General features: G+C 69.5%; 14 protein-coding genes. 4 read left to right on the top strand and 10 right to left on the bottom strand.

All coding sequences use genetic code 11. The features are described from left to right. The first annotated feature begins 275 nt into the window (after positions 1-275). Positions 276-1,826, top strand: coding sequence for a DUF222 domain-containing protein (locus ACT3T5_RS17145; protein WP_444595020.1), 1,551 nt, complete (start codon positions 276-278; stop codon positions 1,824-1,826). Between the two features lie 49 nt (positions 1,827-1,875). Here ACT3T5_RS17145 and ACT3T5_RS17150 read toward each other — a convergent pair whose 3' ends face one another. Next, entirely contained in the window at positions 1,876-2,766 is an 891-nt protein-coding gene (locus tag ACT3T5_RS17150) for a phytanoyl-CoA dioxygenase family protein (protein ID WP_444595021.1), read from the bottom strand. Positions 2,767-2,821: 55 nt separating this feature from the next. Between ACT3T5_RS17150 and ACT3T5_RS17155 the strand changes: the two genes are divergently transcribed. Further along, on the top strand, positions 2,822-3,676 hold the full coding sequence (locus tag ACT3T5_RS17155) for a helix-turn-helix domain-containing protein (protein WP_443335661.1): 855 nt from the start codon (positions 2,822-2,824) through the stop codon (positions 3,674-3,676). Between the two features lie 154 nt (positions 3,677-3,830). Here ACT3T5_RS17155 and ACT3T5_RS17160 read toward each other — a convergent pair whose 3' ends face one another. The 5 genes from ACT3T5_RS17160 to ACT3T5_RS17180 all read right to left on the bottom strand — a co-directional run bounded on the left by ACT3T5_RS17160 (position 3,831) and on the right by ACT3T5_RS17180 (position 8,834). Further along, entirely contained in the window at positions 3,831-5,540 is a 1,710-nt protein-coding gene (locus tag ACT3T5_RS17160) for a ribonuclease J (protein WP_444595022.1), read from the bottom strand. 232 nt (positions 5,541-5,772) lie between these two features. Next, entirely contained in the window at positions 5,773-6,270 is a 498-nt protein-coding gene (locus ACT3T5_RS17165; RefSeq protein ID WP_444595023.1) for a hypothetical protein, read from the bottom strand. A 124-nt stretch (positions 6,271-6,394) separates the two neighbouring features. Next, positions 6,395-7,357 (bottom strand): dienelactone hydrolase family protein, encoded by a 963-nt coding sequence (locus ACT3T5_RS17170; RefSeq protein ID WP_444595024.1) that lies wholly within the window; start codon positions 7,355-7,357, stop codon positions 6,395-6,397. Between the two features lie 73 nt (positions 7,358-7,430). Next, positions 7,431-8,279: a sugar phosphate isomerase/epimerase family protein gene (locus ACT3T5_RS17175; protein WP_443335665.1), complete on the bottom strand. Its 849-nt coding sequence runs from the start codon at positions 8,277-8,279 to the stop codon at positions 7,431-7,433. A 72-nt stretch (positions 8,280-8,351) separates the two neighbouring features. Continuing rightward, a complete protein-coding gene (locus tag ACT3T5_RS17180) occupies positions 8,352-8,834 on the bottom strand; it encodes a MarR family winged helix-turn-helix transcriptional regulator (RefSeq protein ID WP_444595025.1) in 483 nt (160 codons plus the stop codon). A 114-nt stretch (positions 8,835-8,948) separates the two neighbouring features. On the opposite strand from ACT3T5_RS17180, the gene ACT3T5_RS17185 reads away from it, so the two are divergent. Continuing rightward, entirely contained in the window at positions 8,949-10,421 is a 1,473-nt protein-coding gene (locus ACT3T5_RS17185; RefSeq protein WP_443335667.1) for an MFS transporter, read from the top strand. 160 nt (positions 10,422-10,581) lie between these two features. Next, complete coding sequence (locus ACT3T5_RS17190) at positions 10,582-11,055, top strand: hypothetical protein (RefSeq protein ID WP_443335668.1); 474 nt, start codon at positions 10,582-10,584, stop codon at positions 11,053-11,055. A 17-nt stretch (positions 11,056-11,072) separates the two neighbouring features. Here ACT3T5_RS17190 and ACT3T5_RS17195 read toward each other — a convergent pair whose 3' ends face one another. The 4 genes from ACT3T5_RS17195 to ACT3T5_RS17210 all read right to left on the bottom strand — a co-directional run bounded on the left by ACT3T5_RS17195 (position 11,073) and on the right by ACT3T5_RS17210 (position 14,458). Then, entirely contained in the window at positions 11,073-11,672 is a 600-nt protein-coding gene (locus ACT3T5_RS17195) for a TIGR03086 family metal-binding protein (RefSeq protein WP_443335669.1), read from the bottom strand. Beyond that, entirely contained in the window at positions 11,669-12,193 is a 525-nt protein-coding gene (locus ACT3T5_RS17200; protein WP_444595026.1) for an SRPBCC domain-containing protein, read from the bottom strand. Before ACT3T5_RS17200 ends, ACT3T5_RS17195 begins: the two co-directional genes overlap by 4 nt. Continuing rightward, the gene (locus tag ACT3T5_RS17205; RefSeq protein ID WP_444595027.1) at positions 12,190-12,567 is read right to left on the bottom strand and encodes an ArsR/SmtB family transcription factor; all 378 of its coding nucleotides are present in this window, start codon (positions 12,565-12,567) and stop codon (positions 12,190-12,192) included. The genes ACT3T5_RS17200 and ACT3T5_RS17205 overlap by 4 nt, the downstream gene beginning before the upstream one ends. Positions 12,568-12,805: 238 nt before the next feature. Beyond that, positions 12,806-14,458, bottom strand: coding sequence for an alpha-N-arabinofuranosidase (locus tag ACT3T5_RS17210; RefSeq protein ID WP_444595028.1), 1,653 nt, complete (start codon positions 14,456-14,458; stop codon positions 12,806-12,808). Positions 14,459-14,537: the final 79 nt, after the last annotated feature.

Below are 14,537 nucleotides of genomic sequence, written 5' to 3' on the forward strand. Positions count from 1 at the left end.
CCCCGTCCCACCGAACAGCTCGTCGATGCTGTGCTGAGCTGGGACCCGCGGTAGCCCTCGCCGCAGAATCTCCCTCCATGCTCCCGGCAATCACCTTTCCTCCACACAGGGTGGTTATCCACAAATTCATCCACGTTCGAGAGAACAGTGGATATATTCGTCCACATCTTTTAGAATAAGAGGAGTCATCGAGCGAATGGCGAACGGGCATTGTCGCCCGGGCACTGCCGCATTCGGAACCACCAGGGAGAGGGGGCCTCGTCGCGATGACGATCATGTCGCAGCCGCCCGCCGACACGGAGCCGCCTGACCCCACGGTCCGCGCCCGCAAGCCCCTGGATCCTGACGACTTCGCCGCCCGTTCCCTCATGGAGCCGGGGTGCCTCGAGGCGCACCTGGCCCTCGAGCTGTTCGCCGCCCAGCAGGCCGAAGCCCGCTCCTATGCAGAGCACCTCCGGAAGATGGCGATGTTCTGGGATGAATCCGGCGACGACGGCGATCTGTACGCGATCCTCGTCGCCGATGCTCGGCGGATCACCGTGCATCAGGCGAGCACGCAGCTGCACGCCGCCTACACCGCCGTCACGGGCTTCCCGCACACCCTTGCCCGGCTCGAGGCCGGCGACCTCCCGGCCCACTGGTTCGAGCAGCTGCTCCGACGCGTGCGCCGCCTCACGCCGGACCAGTGGCGACAGGTCGATGACCGCGTCTCCGCCTGGGACCTCGCCAACATCCCCTCCGACCGGTTCACCCGCGAGCTGGGGAAGCTGATCGCCTGGTTCGGCGCAGCTGCGGTGCGTGAAACCCCTGCCCAGCAGCGCAATGTCGGGCTTGAGGTCAACCCCGATCACGACGGGACCGCCCGCCTCGCCATCACTGGACCGGTCCACGAGATCGTCGGCCTCTCGCACCGTCTCGATGCCGCCGCGCGCGCCGTCCAGAACGACCAGCGTCATGCGGTCGACGAAGGCCGCCCCGCACCGTTCGACATCGACGGCGACGTCTCCCGCGACGGCCACCACATGACCCTCGCGGCCCTGCGGTACGCGATCCTCACCCGCACCATGCTCGACACCGCGGGCATCGAGGTGCCCGGGAGCAGGTTCCGGCTCCAGGTCGTCGTCCCCGCCATGACACTGCTCGGCGAGACCGAGGCACCCGGCACGATCGACGGCACGATCCCGCTGCCCGCACCGATGGCCCGCCATCTCGCGGCTGGCGAGCCCACCTGGTACCGGATCCTCACCGATCCGGCCACCGGGGCCTACCTCCCGCTCCCGCCCTCGAGGTACTCCCCCACCCCCACGATGCAGGAGCACCTCCGCCTCCTCGATCCCGTCTGCGCCGTTCCCGGCTGCACCAGAAATGTCTGCACCGTCGGGGAATCCGATCACATCGAAGAATATGATCACGACAATCCCGAGAAGGGCGGTCAGACCTCGATCGAGAATCTCCATCGATTGTGCTGGAAACACCACACGATGAAGACGCGAGGGCTTCTCGATCCGGTTCGCGGTCCCGATGGCAGCACGACATGGAATATCGGAGAGATCGAACGCCTGAGCACCCGGCAGAACTGCGACCTGCTCACTCCGGAGATCGCCGCCGACCTCCAGCATTCCTGGGATGTCTACGAGGAGATGCTCGCATGGGATGACGCCCGCTGGCGGGGACTCCTCCAGGACGCCGAGTCACCAGCCCCGGCCCCAGCACCAGTTCCGGTCCCGGTCCCGGTCCCGGACCCGTCGTCGATCCCGTTGGCCGATGTCGTGCCGGTCAGGGTCCCGTACACGGATCCGGCCACGTACCCCGACCCTCCGTTCTGAGGGTCGGCGCAGGTCCCGCTTGCCCAGGCGTCGCGGAGCCTCCTCACCCTCAGTGGTTCCGAGCTACCCAGCCGTCGCCGCACTGGCCGCCGTTCTCTGCGGTATCGATCCTCACCTCATCGCCCTCCACGTCGAGGAGCGGCTGGTACATGGACGCCACCTCCCGGCTGTTCTCGGGGATGTAGTGGAAGATCAACGAGCGCCGGAAGCGGTCGGCGCTGGAGTTGGGCTTGGAGCCGTGCACAAGACTGCCGTGGAAGATGAGCATGTCGCCGGCCTTCATGTCCGTCTGCACCACGTGGAGGTGGTCGGGAATGCTCACGGTGATCGAGGTGAACGACTCGGTCGCATCGGCCTCCTCCGGGCAGACGATCTCGTAGCGGTGCGTGCCGGGGACGACGCCCAGCGCGCCGTTCTCCGCGTCGCAGTCGTCCACCGCGATCCAGGCCGCGATGCAGGTCTCAGGATTGGACTGCAGGAAGAGGTTGTCCTGGTGCATGGCCTGGCCACGAGCCCCGGCGGGCTTGAAGTAGAACATCGACTGCGCCGCCCACACCGGCCCCACCGTCTCGACGACCCTGCCCATCACCCGCTGCTCGAGCATCCAGCGCCTCGCGAGCACACCCGGCGCGTGCTCACCGCGGTGCGGCTGGATCATGCGGGGGTAGGCGTGCAGAGGATCGCCGGCCTCCGTCTCGTCGAAGGCCCCGCCCTCCCCGTCGGTCTCGATGTGGGTGGTGAACGTGTCGCGGAGCTCGGCGATCTCGTCCGCGGTGAGCACCCCGCGCAGGTGCACCGCACCCCCGGCCTCGTACGCCGCCGCCAGCTGGTCCGGAGTCGCACCGGCGGCGTCGAGGATCACGAGGTCCGACGCATCGGCTGTTCTGGTGTCCGCGGTCGGGGTGAGTCCCTGCGCAGTGGTTCCCTGAGTAGTGGTCATGATGTCAGTGTGGTTCTCTGGACCATGACGGACCAGGTGATCGGAGGTCACGGACATGGACGATCCTGCTGGGCGACGTCAGGTCGCACCGGTCGAGGTGCCGCCTCCGGAGACCGGTCGAGTGCTGGCCGGCGAATTCGATCAGGACGCCGGGTATCACGTGCGCCGCACCCGGGGCACCGCGGACTGGCTCCTGCTGCACACCGTCAGCGGCGGTGGACTCGTGCGCACCTCCGAGACCCACGTTCTGGCCACGGAGCCCGGCGAGGCCCTGCTGCTGCGCCCCGGCACGCTGCACGACTACGGCACCGATCCTGCCGCCGGGCACTGGCACCTGCTGTACTGCCATGTCCACCCGCCCGCGACCTGGCTCGCGCTGCTGGACTGGCCCGAGGCGGCATCCGGTGGGTCCGCATCCGGTATCGGCCGCATCCGTCTCGGCGCGGAGGTGGCCGCGCGCGTGCAGCAGCAGCTGCGCGGGGCCGCCCGTGCCACGCGCCTCGCCGTCGGCCGCCCGGAGCTGTTCGCCCTCAACGCGATCGAGGCGGCCCTGCTCTGGTACGACACCCAGAACCCGCGGCAGCGCCAGCTCGACGAACGTGTGCTGAGGGTGCTCGAGCACCTGGATGCGCACCTCACCGAGGATGTCGATGTCGCGCGCCTCGCGGACGTCGCCCACCTCTCCCCGTCCCGCCTCTCGCACCTGTTCACCGCGCAGGTGGGCACGCCGATCTCGCGGTACATCGAGGCGCAGCGGATGGAGCTCGCGGCCCGACTGCTGGAGATGACGGGAGAGCCCGTCTCCGAGGTCGCGCGGCGCGTGGGGTTCCGCGATGCTCTCTACTTCTCGCGCCGCTTCCGGGCTCTGCACGGTGCGAGCCCGTCGGCCCATCGCGCGCGGCACCGCTGAGCGCACGCGGGACGACCCCTGACGACGACGGCCCCTGACGACGACGGCCCCCGACGCCGAAGGCCCCTCCGGCGCCGCCGCGGGGCGGGCTGGAGGGGCCGTCGAGGGTCCTGCTGGGTCTGGCTGGGGCTTGCTAAGTCCTACGGGACGCTGATCAGGCGTCGACCACGACCGCCATGACGGCGGGCTCGCGGCGGTAGGTGCGGCGCAGGTAGCCGCTGACCGCCTCGACGATGATCTCCTCGAGCTGACCGATGTCGTCGATCTTGTCGTCCTTGGCGCGCTTGAGCGCCTTGTCGACCTGGGTCGATGCACCCTCGAAGGTCTTGTCGTCGTGCACGAAGCCCTTGGTGATGAACTCGAGCGGCTCGGTCGGCTGGTTGGTCTTGGGGTCGATCAGCGCCACGACGGTGACGACGCCGCCGCCGCTGAGCAGACGGCGCTCGGCGAGGGTGTCCTCGGTGGCGGTGCCGATGGTCTGACCGTCGACGTAGACCAGCCCGGCCTCGACCTTGCCGGAGATCTTCGCGCGGCCGTCCACCAGGTCGACGGTGACGCCGTCCTGGCCCACGATGATGCGATCCTCGGGGACGCCGGTGCGGCGTGCGAGCTCGGCGTTGGCGTGCAGGTGCTTGGACTCGCCGTGCACCGGCATCACGTTGCTGGGGCGCACGATGTTGTAGCAGTACACGAGCTCGCCGGCGCTGGCGTGGCCGGAGACGTGGACCTTGGCGTTGCCCTTGTGGACGATGTTCGCGCCGAGGTCGGTGAGCTTGTTGATGATCCCGTAGATCGCGTTCTCGTTGCCGGGGATCAGCGAGCTGGCCATCAGCACGGTGTCACCCTCGCCGACGCGGATCTGGTGGTCGCCGTTGGCCATGCGCGCGAGCGCGGCCATCGGCTCGCCCTGCGAGCCGGTGCAGATCAGCGTGATCTTGTGGTCCGGCATCGACTGGATCTTGCGGAAGTCGACCACGAGACCCTTGGGGATCGTCAGGTAGCCGAGGTCGCGGGCGATGCCCATGTTGCGCACCATGGAGCGGCCCACGAAGGCGACCTTGCGGCCGTTGGCGTGCGCGGCGTTGAGCACCTGCTGGATGCGGTGCACGTGGCTGGCGAAGCTCGAGACGATGATCCGACGCGGCGAGGTGGTGAACACCTGGTCGATCGCGGGGTTCAGGTCGCGCTCGGACATCGTGAAGCCGGGGACCTCGGCGTTCGTGGAGTCGGTGAGGAAGAGGTCCACACCCTCCTCGCCGAGGCGTGCGAAGGCACGGAGGTCGGTGATCCGGTCGTCCAGCGGGAACTGGTCCATCTTGAAGTCGCCGGTGTGCAGCACCATGCCCGCCTTGGTGCGGATCGCGACCGCGAGGGCATCGGGGATCGAGTGGTTGACCGCGACGAACTCGAGATCGAACGCGCCCATCTTGCGGTGCTCCCCCGCCTCGACCTGGATGGTCTTGGGGGTGATGCGGTGCTCCTTGAGCTTGGCCGTGATGAAGGCCAGGGTCAGCTCGGAACCGATCAGGGGGATGTCGGCCCGCTCCTTGAGCAGGTACGGCACGCCGCCGATGTGGTCCTCGTGCCCGTGGGTGAGCACGATGGCCTCGATGTCGTCGAGGCGGTCACGGATGGACGTGAAGTCCGGCAGGATCACGTCGATGCCCGGCTGGTGCTCCTCGGGGAAGAGCACGCCGCAGTCGACGATGATCAGCTTGCCGCCGAACTCGAACACGGTCATGTTGCGTCCGACCTCGCCGAGACCGCCCAGCGGCGTGATGCGCAGGCCGTTCTTGGGCAGGCGCGGGGGCGCGGTGAGCTTGCGGTGGGCAGACGCTACGGAAGGGGCTGCAGAGGAGGGCATAGAAGCATCTCGATTCGTTGAAGGGTCAGGGTCTCAAGAGTCGGGTGTCGCGCGCGTCGCAGAGCTCGCAGCAGCGTTCACAGCATTTACCGTACGGCAGTGAGGGCCATCTGGCCGACGACATCCCGCAAGGGGAGACAATCGCCATGGCCGCGCCCTGTCGGTTTCTGGGCAGCCGGCGCCCCAGCGCACAGCTCCGGATCGGCTGTCGCACCACGGTCGGACACGAAGTTCAGGTGGCGCGCAGGTGCGCCAGGAGCAGTCCGATGGGAATGCTGACCAGCGTCACGACCAGCACGGCCCGGTAGGTCCACAGCGCCCAGACCGGCCCGTTCCCGCCACGCCCCACGGTGCGGATCATGAGGGCGAGCGCGGCCACGAGCAGCAGACCGCCGCCGTCGACGATCAGGGGCGCTGTGAGCAGGGTTCCCGCGATCACGGCGAGGCAGCCCAGGTTCCAGGTGAGCACCTCGGCCACGAGGGTCCGGGCCGACGGGCCTCGCGGCGACAGCGCGTGCTGGGCGATCCCGAGTCCCGCCTGGAGCACCCCGCCCACGAGCACCTGGAAGGCCGCGGACCAGGAACCGTGCTCCAGACCCAGCGGACCGGTCACCGCGGCGACCAGGCCGCCGGTGATCACCCAGAGCAGCGCGAGCCCCCGGAACAGCAGGTCGTCGCGGAACAGCAGGTCGTCCCGGAAGCCGCCGGGAGCACGGAGATCACCAGTCATGGTCACCATCCTCCTGCGGCCGACGGGGCGGGTGGGGCCGACGGCCTGCACTGAGACGAACCAGGCACGCCGTCGCTCTATCGTTCCGCACCTCAGACGATCCGCACCTCAGGCGATCCCCGCCTCAGGCGATCCGCTCGACCAACGCGTCGAGCGAACGGTCCGCGCGGAACGCGTGCCCACCGTCGGTGACCACGAGCTCCGGCGGCACCGCCCCGTGCTCCTCCCACACGCCCGCGAGCCGCGCGAAGGAGGCCCGGGTCGCCGCGATCGGGAAGATGTGGTCCAGCTCCCCCGCCTCGAGGATCAGCGGGCGCGGGGCGATCAGGGCGGCGATGTCCGCCATCTCCAGCTCGGGCAGCAGGCCCGGGATGATGTTGCAGGGACAGTGCCGGATCGAGCACAGGCTCGCCTCGAAGGTGCAGAAGTAGGTCGCGACCAGGGCCGCCGCGATCGACGGATCCACCGCGGCGAGCAGCAGCGCGACCGCTCCGCCGCCGGAGCCGCCGGCCACGCCGACCCGGTCGGGGTCCACCCCGGGGAGCCGGCGCAGTGCCTGGGCTGCGGCGCGGGCGTCGGCCACACGGTGCCCCATGACGGGCCGCCCGTGCAGGAGATGCCGGGCCGCGTCGATGCCGCAGGTGTTCTCGGTGGGCTCGTAGGGCACCGTGTACCCTGCCTGCCCCTCGGGCTGCGGGAAGCGTCGCCTGCCGAAGCTGACCATCTCCGGGCACAGCACCGTGAACCCGGCTCGGACCAGCTTGTGAGCGAGGCCGTCGTGAAAGTCGTCGACCGGATCCTGGGCCACCAGATCGTCGATGCCCCGGCCGTGCCCGGCCACCAGCACGACGCCGGCACCGGTGGCGGTCTCCGGGGCCGGGCGCAGCAGGAAGGCAGGGATCTCGTCGCCGTCGGCGGTCCGGACCTGCACGAGGGCTGGTTCGGGCGCCGACGCCGCCCCTGTGCTCGAGGAGGCGCTCGTCGGACCGACGAGGCTCGCGTCACCGGACTCGGGGCCGGGACCGAGACCGAGCAGCGTGCGCAGCCGCTCGCGGAGCAGGTCAGAGCTCGTGGATCGGGCGACCATGCGTTCTCCTCGTCATCGGAATGCGGTCAACAGCCCACGGACAGCCGCCCGTCAGCTCCTCGCAGCAAGCAGGTCACTCCCCCGTGACGGCGCGATCCAGCCGGCCGGAGATGTCGGCGAGCACGTCGTCGACGGGCTGCTCGGCGAGGGACTTCATGAAGGGTTCCACCTTGACAGGGCCCGTGTAGCCGGCGGCGTGGACCGCGCCCATGAAGCCGGCCAGGTCGATGACCCCGGTGTCGTAGGGCAGGCGGCGGTCGAGGTCCTGCTGCTCGTCGCGCTCGCGATCGGTGCGGGCGTCGTTGATGTCCACCGAGACGATGTCGGCGTCGGTCAGCCCGGCGAGGTCCTCGGCGCTCTCCCCGGCGGTGTGCCAGTGGTAGCTGTCCAGGATGATCCCGACGTTCGTGGCGCCGGAGTCGGCGATCAGCTCGCGGGCCTCACGCAGGGAGTGGATGAACGGGTAGCGCTCGGTGGACCAGAAGGTCTTCGGGCCGATGTACTCCAGGCCGATGCGCAGACCGGCGTCGGCCAGCAGCTCGGCGACCAGGGCCAGGCGACCCACGTGCAGGCGCCAGTTGCGCAGGTAGTCGAGGTCGTCGTGCATCGGCCGCATCCAGGTGCCCACGCGGGTCACGCCCGCCGCCCGGAGCAGCTCGAGGGACTCGGGGAGGTCGACGAGAGCCTCGCGGAACTCCGCGGCGGGGGCGTCCAGCGGGACAGGGAGACCTGCCATCCCCCATTCGAGGCCCTTCTCCTGCAAGGCGGCGGCGTGCTCGGCGACGGCGGACGTGCCGCCCAGGGTGCGGAAGTAGCCGAGATCGGGGTCGACTCCTCCGAAGCCGTGCTTCGCGGCGAGGTCGATCGAGGTGGTGTGGTCCAGGGGAAGGCCGAGTGCGCCGGCCGAGAGGTTCGAGAACATCCGGAAAGACTATGCGTGTTTTCTTCCCACGTGGTGATCCGGGGCACACCGTCCGCCAGGTGGGACGACGGGTCAGTGGCGCGGTTCGGCCGTCGACATCTGGGCCGGCGCGAGCTCCTCGTAGGCATGCAGGAAGCGGTCGAAGAGATCCAGCAGGACCGCCGCGTCGGCCTCTCCGAGGGACATCAGTGCGGACTCGTAGCCGCCCAGCGAGATCTGGACGTCCTGCTCGAACGCCTGGTGCCCAGCATCGGTGCTCACGACCTCGTAGGCGGAGCCGCCCGGTGGCCGCGACTTCTCCAGCAGGCCCTGTGCGACAGCGGCGTTCACCTGGCGGTTGACCGTGGACTGCTCGAGGTTGAGCTCCTGGGCGATCTGCTTGAGGGTGCGAGGCTCCCGGTCGGTGAACAGCCAGAGCATCCGCAGGTCGGCGGTACCGAGCGTCATGGCCTGCAGGTGGGTGCGACGCAGGCGGTCGAGCCGTTCGATCACGCTCGCGAGCCGCCTGCCGCGTCGGACGTCGGGCGCCGTCCGGCCCTTTTCCCTGCTCGCCATCTCGTTCCTCTCATCACGCCGGGGTGGTGCCTCGAGCCTGAATGTGTAGTCTACATAGAAAGGTCTTATGTACTTTACACATCACGCCCTCCATCCACTCCTCCAAAGGTGCCGATGACACATCCGCCTCAGTCCGAGACCACAGCGCCCCGGAACGCCCGCCACCCGATCGCAATCCTTCTCGTGGCCGGCTTCTCGAGCCTCTGCGCAGCCCTCATGCAGTCGCTCGTGATCCCGATCCAGCCAGAGCTCCCCGCCATGCTCGGCACATCGGCGTCCAACTCCGCGTGGGTGGTCACCGCGACCCTGCTCGCGGGCGGCGTCGCCATGCCGGTCTCCGGCAAGCTCGCCGACCTCAAGGGACGCAAGCCCGTCCTCGTGGTCTCCGCGATCATCCTGCTGATCGGCTCGCTGATCTGCGCGCTCGGCGACTCCCTGGCCCCGGTGCTCGTGGGCCGCGTGCTGCAGGGCCTGGCGATGGGCTACATCCCGGTCGCCATCAGCTTCGTACGCGAGCTGATGCCCGCGCACCTGCGCAACACCGCCGTCGCCGGCATCAGCGCCACAATGGGGGTCGGCGGCGCCCTCGGCCTGCCGCTCGCCGCCTGGATCGCCCAGTCCTACGACTGGCACGCCCTGTTCTGGCTGGCCAGCGCCCTGGCCGTCGTCATGGTCGTCGCGACCGCTGCGGTGATGCCGCACCGCCCCGCGGCGCAGACGGGGAAGCTCGACGTGATCGGCGCCCTCGGCATGGCCGTGGGCGTGGTCGCCCTGCTGGTCGGTGTCTCCAAGGGCAACGACTGGGGCTGGGCCAGCCCCACCACCCTCGCTGCGATCATCGGCGGGATCGTGGTCCTGCTGCTGTGGGGCCGCTTCGAGGTGAGGCAGAAGAACCCCCTGGTCGACCTGCGCACCACCGCGCGACGGCCGATCCTGCTGACCAACATCGCCGCCCTGATGGCGGGCTTCGGCATGATGGCCCAGTCCATCGTCGTCCCGCAGCTGCTGCAGGGCCCCGAGGCCACCGGCTACGGCCTGGGCCAGACGATGCTGCAGGCGGGCCTGTGGATGGCGCCGGCCGGGCTGATGATGATGATCTTCACCCCGGTCTCCAGCAGGATGCTGACCGCCCTCGGCGGACGCATCACGCTGGCCACCGGCATGGTCGTGATGGCCGCCGGCTACGCGGTCGCCTTCTTCCTCACCGACGCCCCGTGGCAGCTCATGCTCGCCGCCTGCGTCTCCTCGGCCGGTGTGGGCATCGCCTACGCCGCCATGCCGACGCTGATCATGGAGAACTCCCCCGCCTCCGAGGCCGGTGCGGGCGTGGGCGTGAACGCGCTCATGCGCTCCATGGGCACCACCGTCGCCGGCGCCGTCATGGCCATCGTGCTCACGTCGGTCACGACCACGCTCGGCGGCACGGACGTTCCCACCGTGACCGCCTTCAAGCTCTGCTTCCTGCTGGGTGCGATCGCGGGGCTCGGGGCCGCGGTGGTCACGCTGTGCATCGCGCGGCGCCCCGCAGGACTGGCAGAACCATCTGAGGAGGTCGCCGACCACCGAGCTCCGGTCGAGGCTGCGTAGGTTCCACGCCCACCCGGGCGCTCCTCCCGAGCCGGGCCTCGTGCACCTCGAGGAAGGCCCTTGCCAGGTACATCGCAGCAGGGGCCTTCTGCCGTCCCTACGGGAGCCGCTACTCTTCAGACACGTCATGCCGCCGGGGATTGGCTCGAGGGGTGGAGCAATGAGGAACGACGAAGGCAGGATCGGCCGCCGCAAGGCCATCATCGCCGCAACGCTCATCACCGCTGTGGCCAGCACGCTGGGAGCATGCTCCACCTTCGACTCCGAGCGACCGGACGGGGACCTCGTGTTCCTCGCGGAGAACTGGAGCATCGACATCCCGGCGAGCGCCGAGACCGCGAGCTACTACACCAGCGAATCGGATTTCCAGGGCGGCCGAGACGACGTCTATGTGGTCTCCATGGAGGCGGCGGACCGAGTCGGATACTGGGATCTCTCCCAGTTCACCGAGTCCGCCACCTCCTCCCTCGAACCGTCACCGCAGACCATCATCGCCGCGTCCGAGGCGCCTGTGGAACAGAGCGCGCTGGGCCGCCTCCGGTGCAGGAGCTCCGAGGAGCAGGGACAGGATTACCTGCTTCTCTGCTTCGATGACGACACCGAGCGATACCTGGTGTTCGAGCAGATCTTCTGAGGCCCGAGCCTCGCGAATCACCGAACGGGCGGGGTCCACCGCGGGTCGCGGCCGAGGAAGGCGAACAGCTTCTCCTGCTCGGTGGCGTCGGCCGGGACCGGCTGCTGCTCCCCGAACTGGCCGGTGGGGCGCAGATATTCCTCCGCCGCGCTCATCCCGGTATAGGCGTCGTGGACCATGCCGGGGTCGAGTCGGTCATCCTGCCCCGAGGAGCGGGCGAGGTCCCAGGTGTGGAAGAAGACGTCCCCGGTGAAGAACTCGTCGATCACCCCGGGCAGCGGCCGATCCGATCCCGTGTGCGGGTTCGAGTGGAGGTGCCGGTCGGCAGCGGGGTCCGCGAAGAGAGCGTGGAGCTGGTTGTCGAGATGGGCCCACGCCCCGACGGGATCCTGATCGGCCGACGGACCCTCCTCGAAGCGGAACGTCGACCCGCCGTGGATCATCGCCGGCAGCCACGTGACCAGATGACCCACGACGTCCCGGGCGCGCCACTCCGCGACGGGTGTGGGGGCGTCCCAGTCGGTGACGCCTCCGACGGTCGCCGTGAACCCGGAGGCGATCGCCCGGTACTTCTCCGCAGGAGGCAGCTGGGTCAGAGGCGTGCTGGCGGCGTTCACCGGGCGCCCCCTGCGGTGTCGTCGGCCGCCAGAAGGTCATCGAGCGCGGCGTAGCCCTCGTGGACCCCCACGTCCATGCCGCTGTCGAGCATCTGCCCGCGCCCCTCGAAGGAGTCGAAGAGCGAGGTGCTGTGCATCCGGGTCCAGCCGTCACCGAGATCCTCGAGGCGCATGGTCTCCAGGGAGACCCCTTCCGGCCAGCCGTCGAAGGTGAAGGTCTGGACGATGCGCTCCTCGGTGATCTCATGGAAGCAGCCGTGGAAGGAGAACCGCTCCTCGCCACGGATGTTCGTGAAAGCCCAGGAGCCGCCCGTGCGCGCATCCCAGTGGTCGATGCGGGTGGAGAGGCTCTCCGGGCCGACCCACTGCGAATACAGCTCGGGGTCCGTGTGGGCATGGATCAGCCGGGCCGCGGTGGCAGGGAAATCCCGGGTGATGCGGATCAGGGGGACCTCGGGGTCGGCTTCGATGGTGGCGGTGGTCAGGTGCTCGGTGGGCTGCAGGTGCTCGGTGGGGTTCATGGCGTGCGCTCCGGGGTGTCGGTGCTGCTCGGGTCATGGAGGTCCGGGTCATGGTGGGTCGCGTCACGGAGGACGGCGTCGAGGCGGGACAGTCTCGTCTCGGCGGCGAGGCGGTGGCGATCGATCCAGCGGGTCAGCTCCCCCAGCACCTCGGCATCGAGGCGGACGGGGCGCCGTTGGGCGTCGCGCCGGCGGGTCACGAGGCCCGCCGATTCGAGGACCGCGATGTGCTTGCTCACGGCCTGCAGGGACATGGCGTAGGGGGCGGCGAGCTCGCCGACGGTGGCATCACCGAGGGTGAGTCGGGAGACGAGGTCTCGCCGGGTGGGATCAGCGAGGGCTGCGAACGCCCTGGACAAGGTGTCGTCGTCCATCCCTCCCCTTCTCAACTGATTGGTTGATGACGGGAACGCTACCTCTCGAACAAGGCGTCGTCAACCATCAGGTTGAGAACCGGTGGCACCCGGTCCGCACCGCCACGAACTGGTGCGAAGCAGCGCCGGGGCGGCGGCACGACAGCATGACGGCAGGACGCCACGACGCACGTCGCTCCGACATGTCCCCTGTCCGGGAACATGCCGGAGCGTCACCAGCCGTACGGAGGGCCCGGGCTCACGCCCCCAGCTGGAGCTCCACGGTCACGAAGGAGTGCGCGGGCAGCGTGATCTCGAGGCCGCGATCGTGCTCACGCACGTCGGTGAGCTCGGCTGGGGCGACGGCGTCGGGCTGGTCCGGGGTGTTGTGCGCGGCGGAGGTCGCGCCGGTGAGCACGCGGGCGGTGTGCCCGGTGACGGTGCGTCCGCGCAGGTCCAGCACGAGGGTGCGCTCCTGCGCGTGATCGAGGTTCGACAGCGAGATCAGCGCCGTCGACCCGGTGGTGGACGCGGAGGCGGAGATCATCGGCAGAACGCGGCCATCGACCTCGGCAGGCTCCTCCGGCAGCAGCACGTGGGCGGCGAGCGCGCGGGCATCCTGGTGCCCGGCGTTCATCGCGAACACGTGGTACGTCGGCGTGAGCACGAGGGCGCCGGTGTCCGGATCGGTGAGGATCATCGCCTGCAGCACGTTCACCGTCTGGGCGATATTCGCCATCATCAGGCGGTCCGCGTGGCGATGGAAGCCGTCGAAGTGGATCGAGGCCACGAGCGCATCGCGCACGGTGTTCTGCTGGTACAGGAAGCCGGGATTCGTGCCGGGCTCCACGTTCCACCAGGTGCCCCACTCGTCGAACACCAGGCCCACCTTCTTGTGCGGGTCGTAGTGGTCCATGACGGTGGCGTGGCGGGCCACGAGCTCCTCGGCGCGGGCCGCACGGGAGAGGGTGCGGTACCACTCCTCCTCGCTGAACTCGGTGGCGCTGCCCTTGTCGCCCCAGGGGCCGGACATCGTGTAGTAGTGCATCGAGATGGCCTGGTAGGGACCGGCCCTGCCCTCGCGCTCGTCCAGGTTCGTGACGGCACGCATGAGCGCCTCGGTCCACGCGAAGTCGTCATCGCTCGCGCCGGCCGCGATCCGGGTGACTGTATTTCCTGGGTCACCGCCCTGGTCACGCACATAGGTGGAGTACTGGCGAGCCAAGGCCGCGTAGTCGTCGGCCCGCATGTTGCCGCCGCAGCCCCAGGCCTCGTTGCCGATGCCGAAGAAGGGCACCTTCCACGGCTCGTCCCGCCCGTTCTCGCGGCGCAGCGACGCCATGGGCGAGTCATCGGCGCGGGTGAGGTACTCGATCCACTCGCTCATCTCCGCGACGGTGCCCGAGCCGACGTTGCCGTTGACGTACGCCTCGGTGCCGAGCAGCTCCACGAGGTCCATGAACTCGTGGGTGCCGAAGGAGTTGTCCTCGACGATGTCGCCCCAGTGGGAGTTGACCATGCGGGGCCGCTGCTCGCGCGGGCCGATGCCGTCCTTCCAGTGGTAGTCGTCCGCGAAGCAGCCGCCGGGCCAGCGCAGGTTCGGGATCTGCAGGGCGCGCAGAGCGGCGACCACGTCGTCGCGGATGCCGCGGGTGTTGGGGATCTCGGAGTCCTCGCCCACGTAGAAGCCCTCATAGATGCAGCGACCGAGGTGCTCGGCGAAGTGGCCGTAGAGGTGGCGGCTGATGGTGGCACCGGGCAGGTCGAGGTCGACGACCACGCGGGCCGGGCCGTCCGTCGGCCTGCTGGACGGGCCGGTGGATCCGGTGGCGCCGGCGGCAGGGGAACCGGTGGCGCTCGGGCTCAGGGCCGAGACCAGTCCGGGGGTGAGGGTGCGGGCACGGGCGGTCATGAGGGTCTCCTCGGAGGACGGCAGGCGGCAGGGCGGGGCGGGGCGGGGCGGCACAGTCTGCGGACGGGCCCGATCCGCT

The sequence above is a fragment of the Brachybacterium sp. AOP3-A1-3 genome (assembly GCF_052378285.1).
Classification (GTDB): domain Bacteria; phylum Actinomycetota; class Actinomycetes; order Actinomycetales; family Dermabacteraceae; genus Brachybacterium.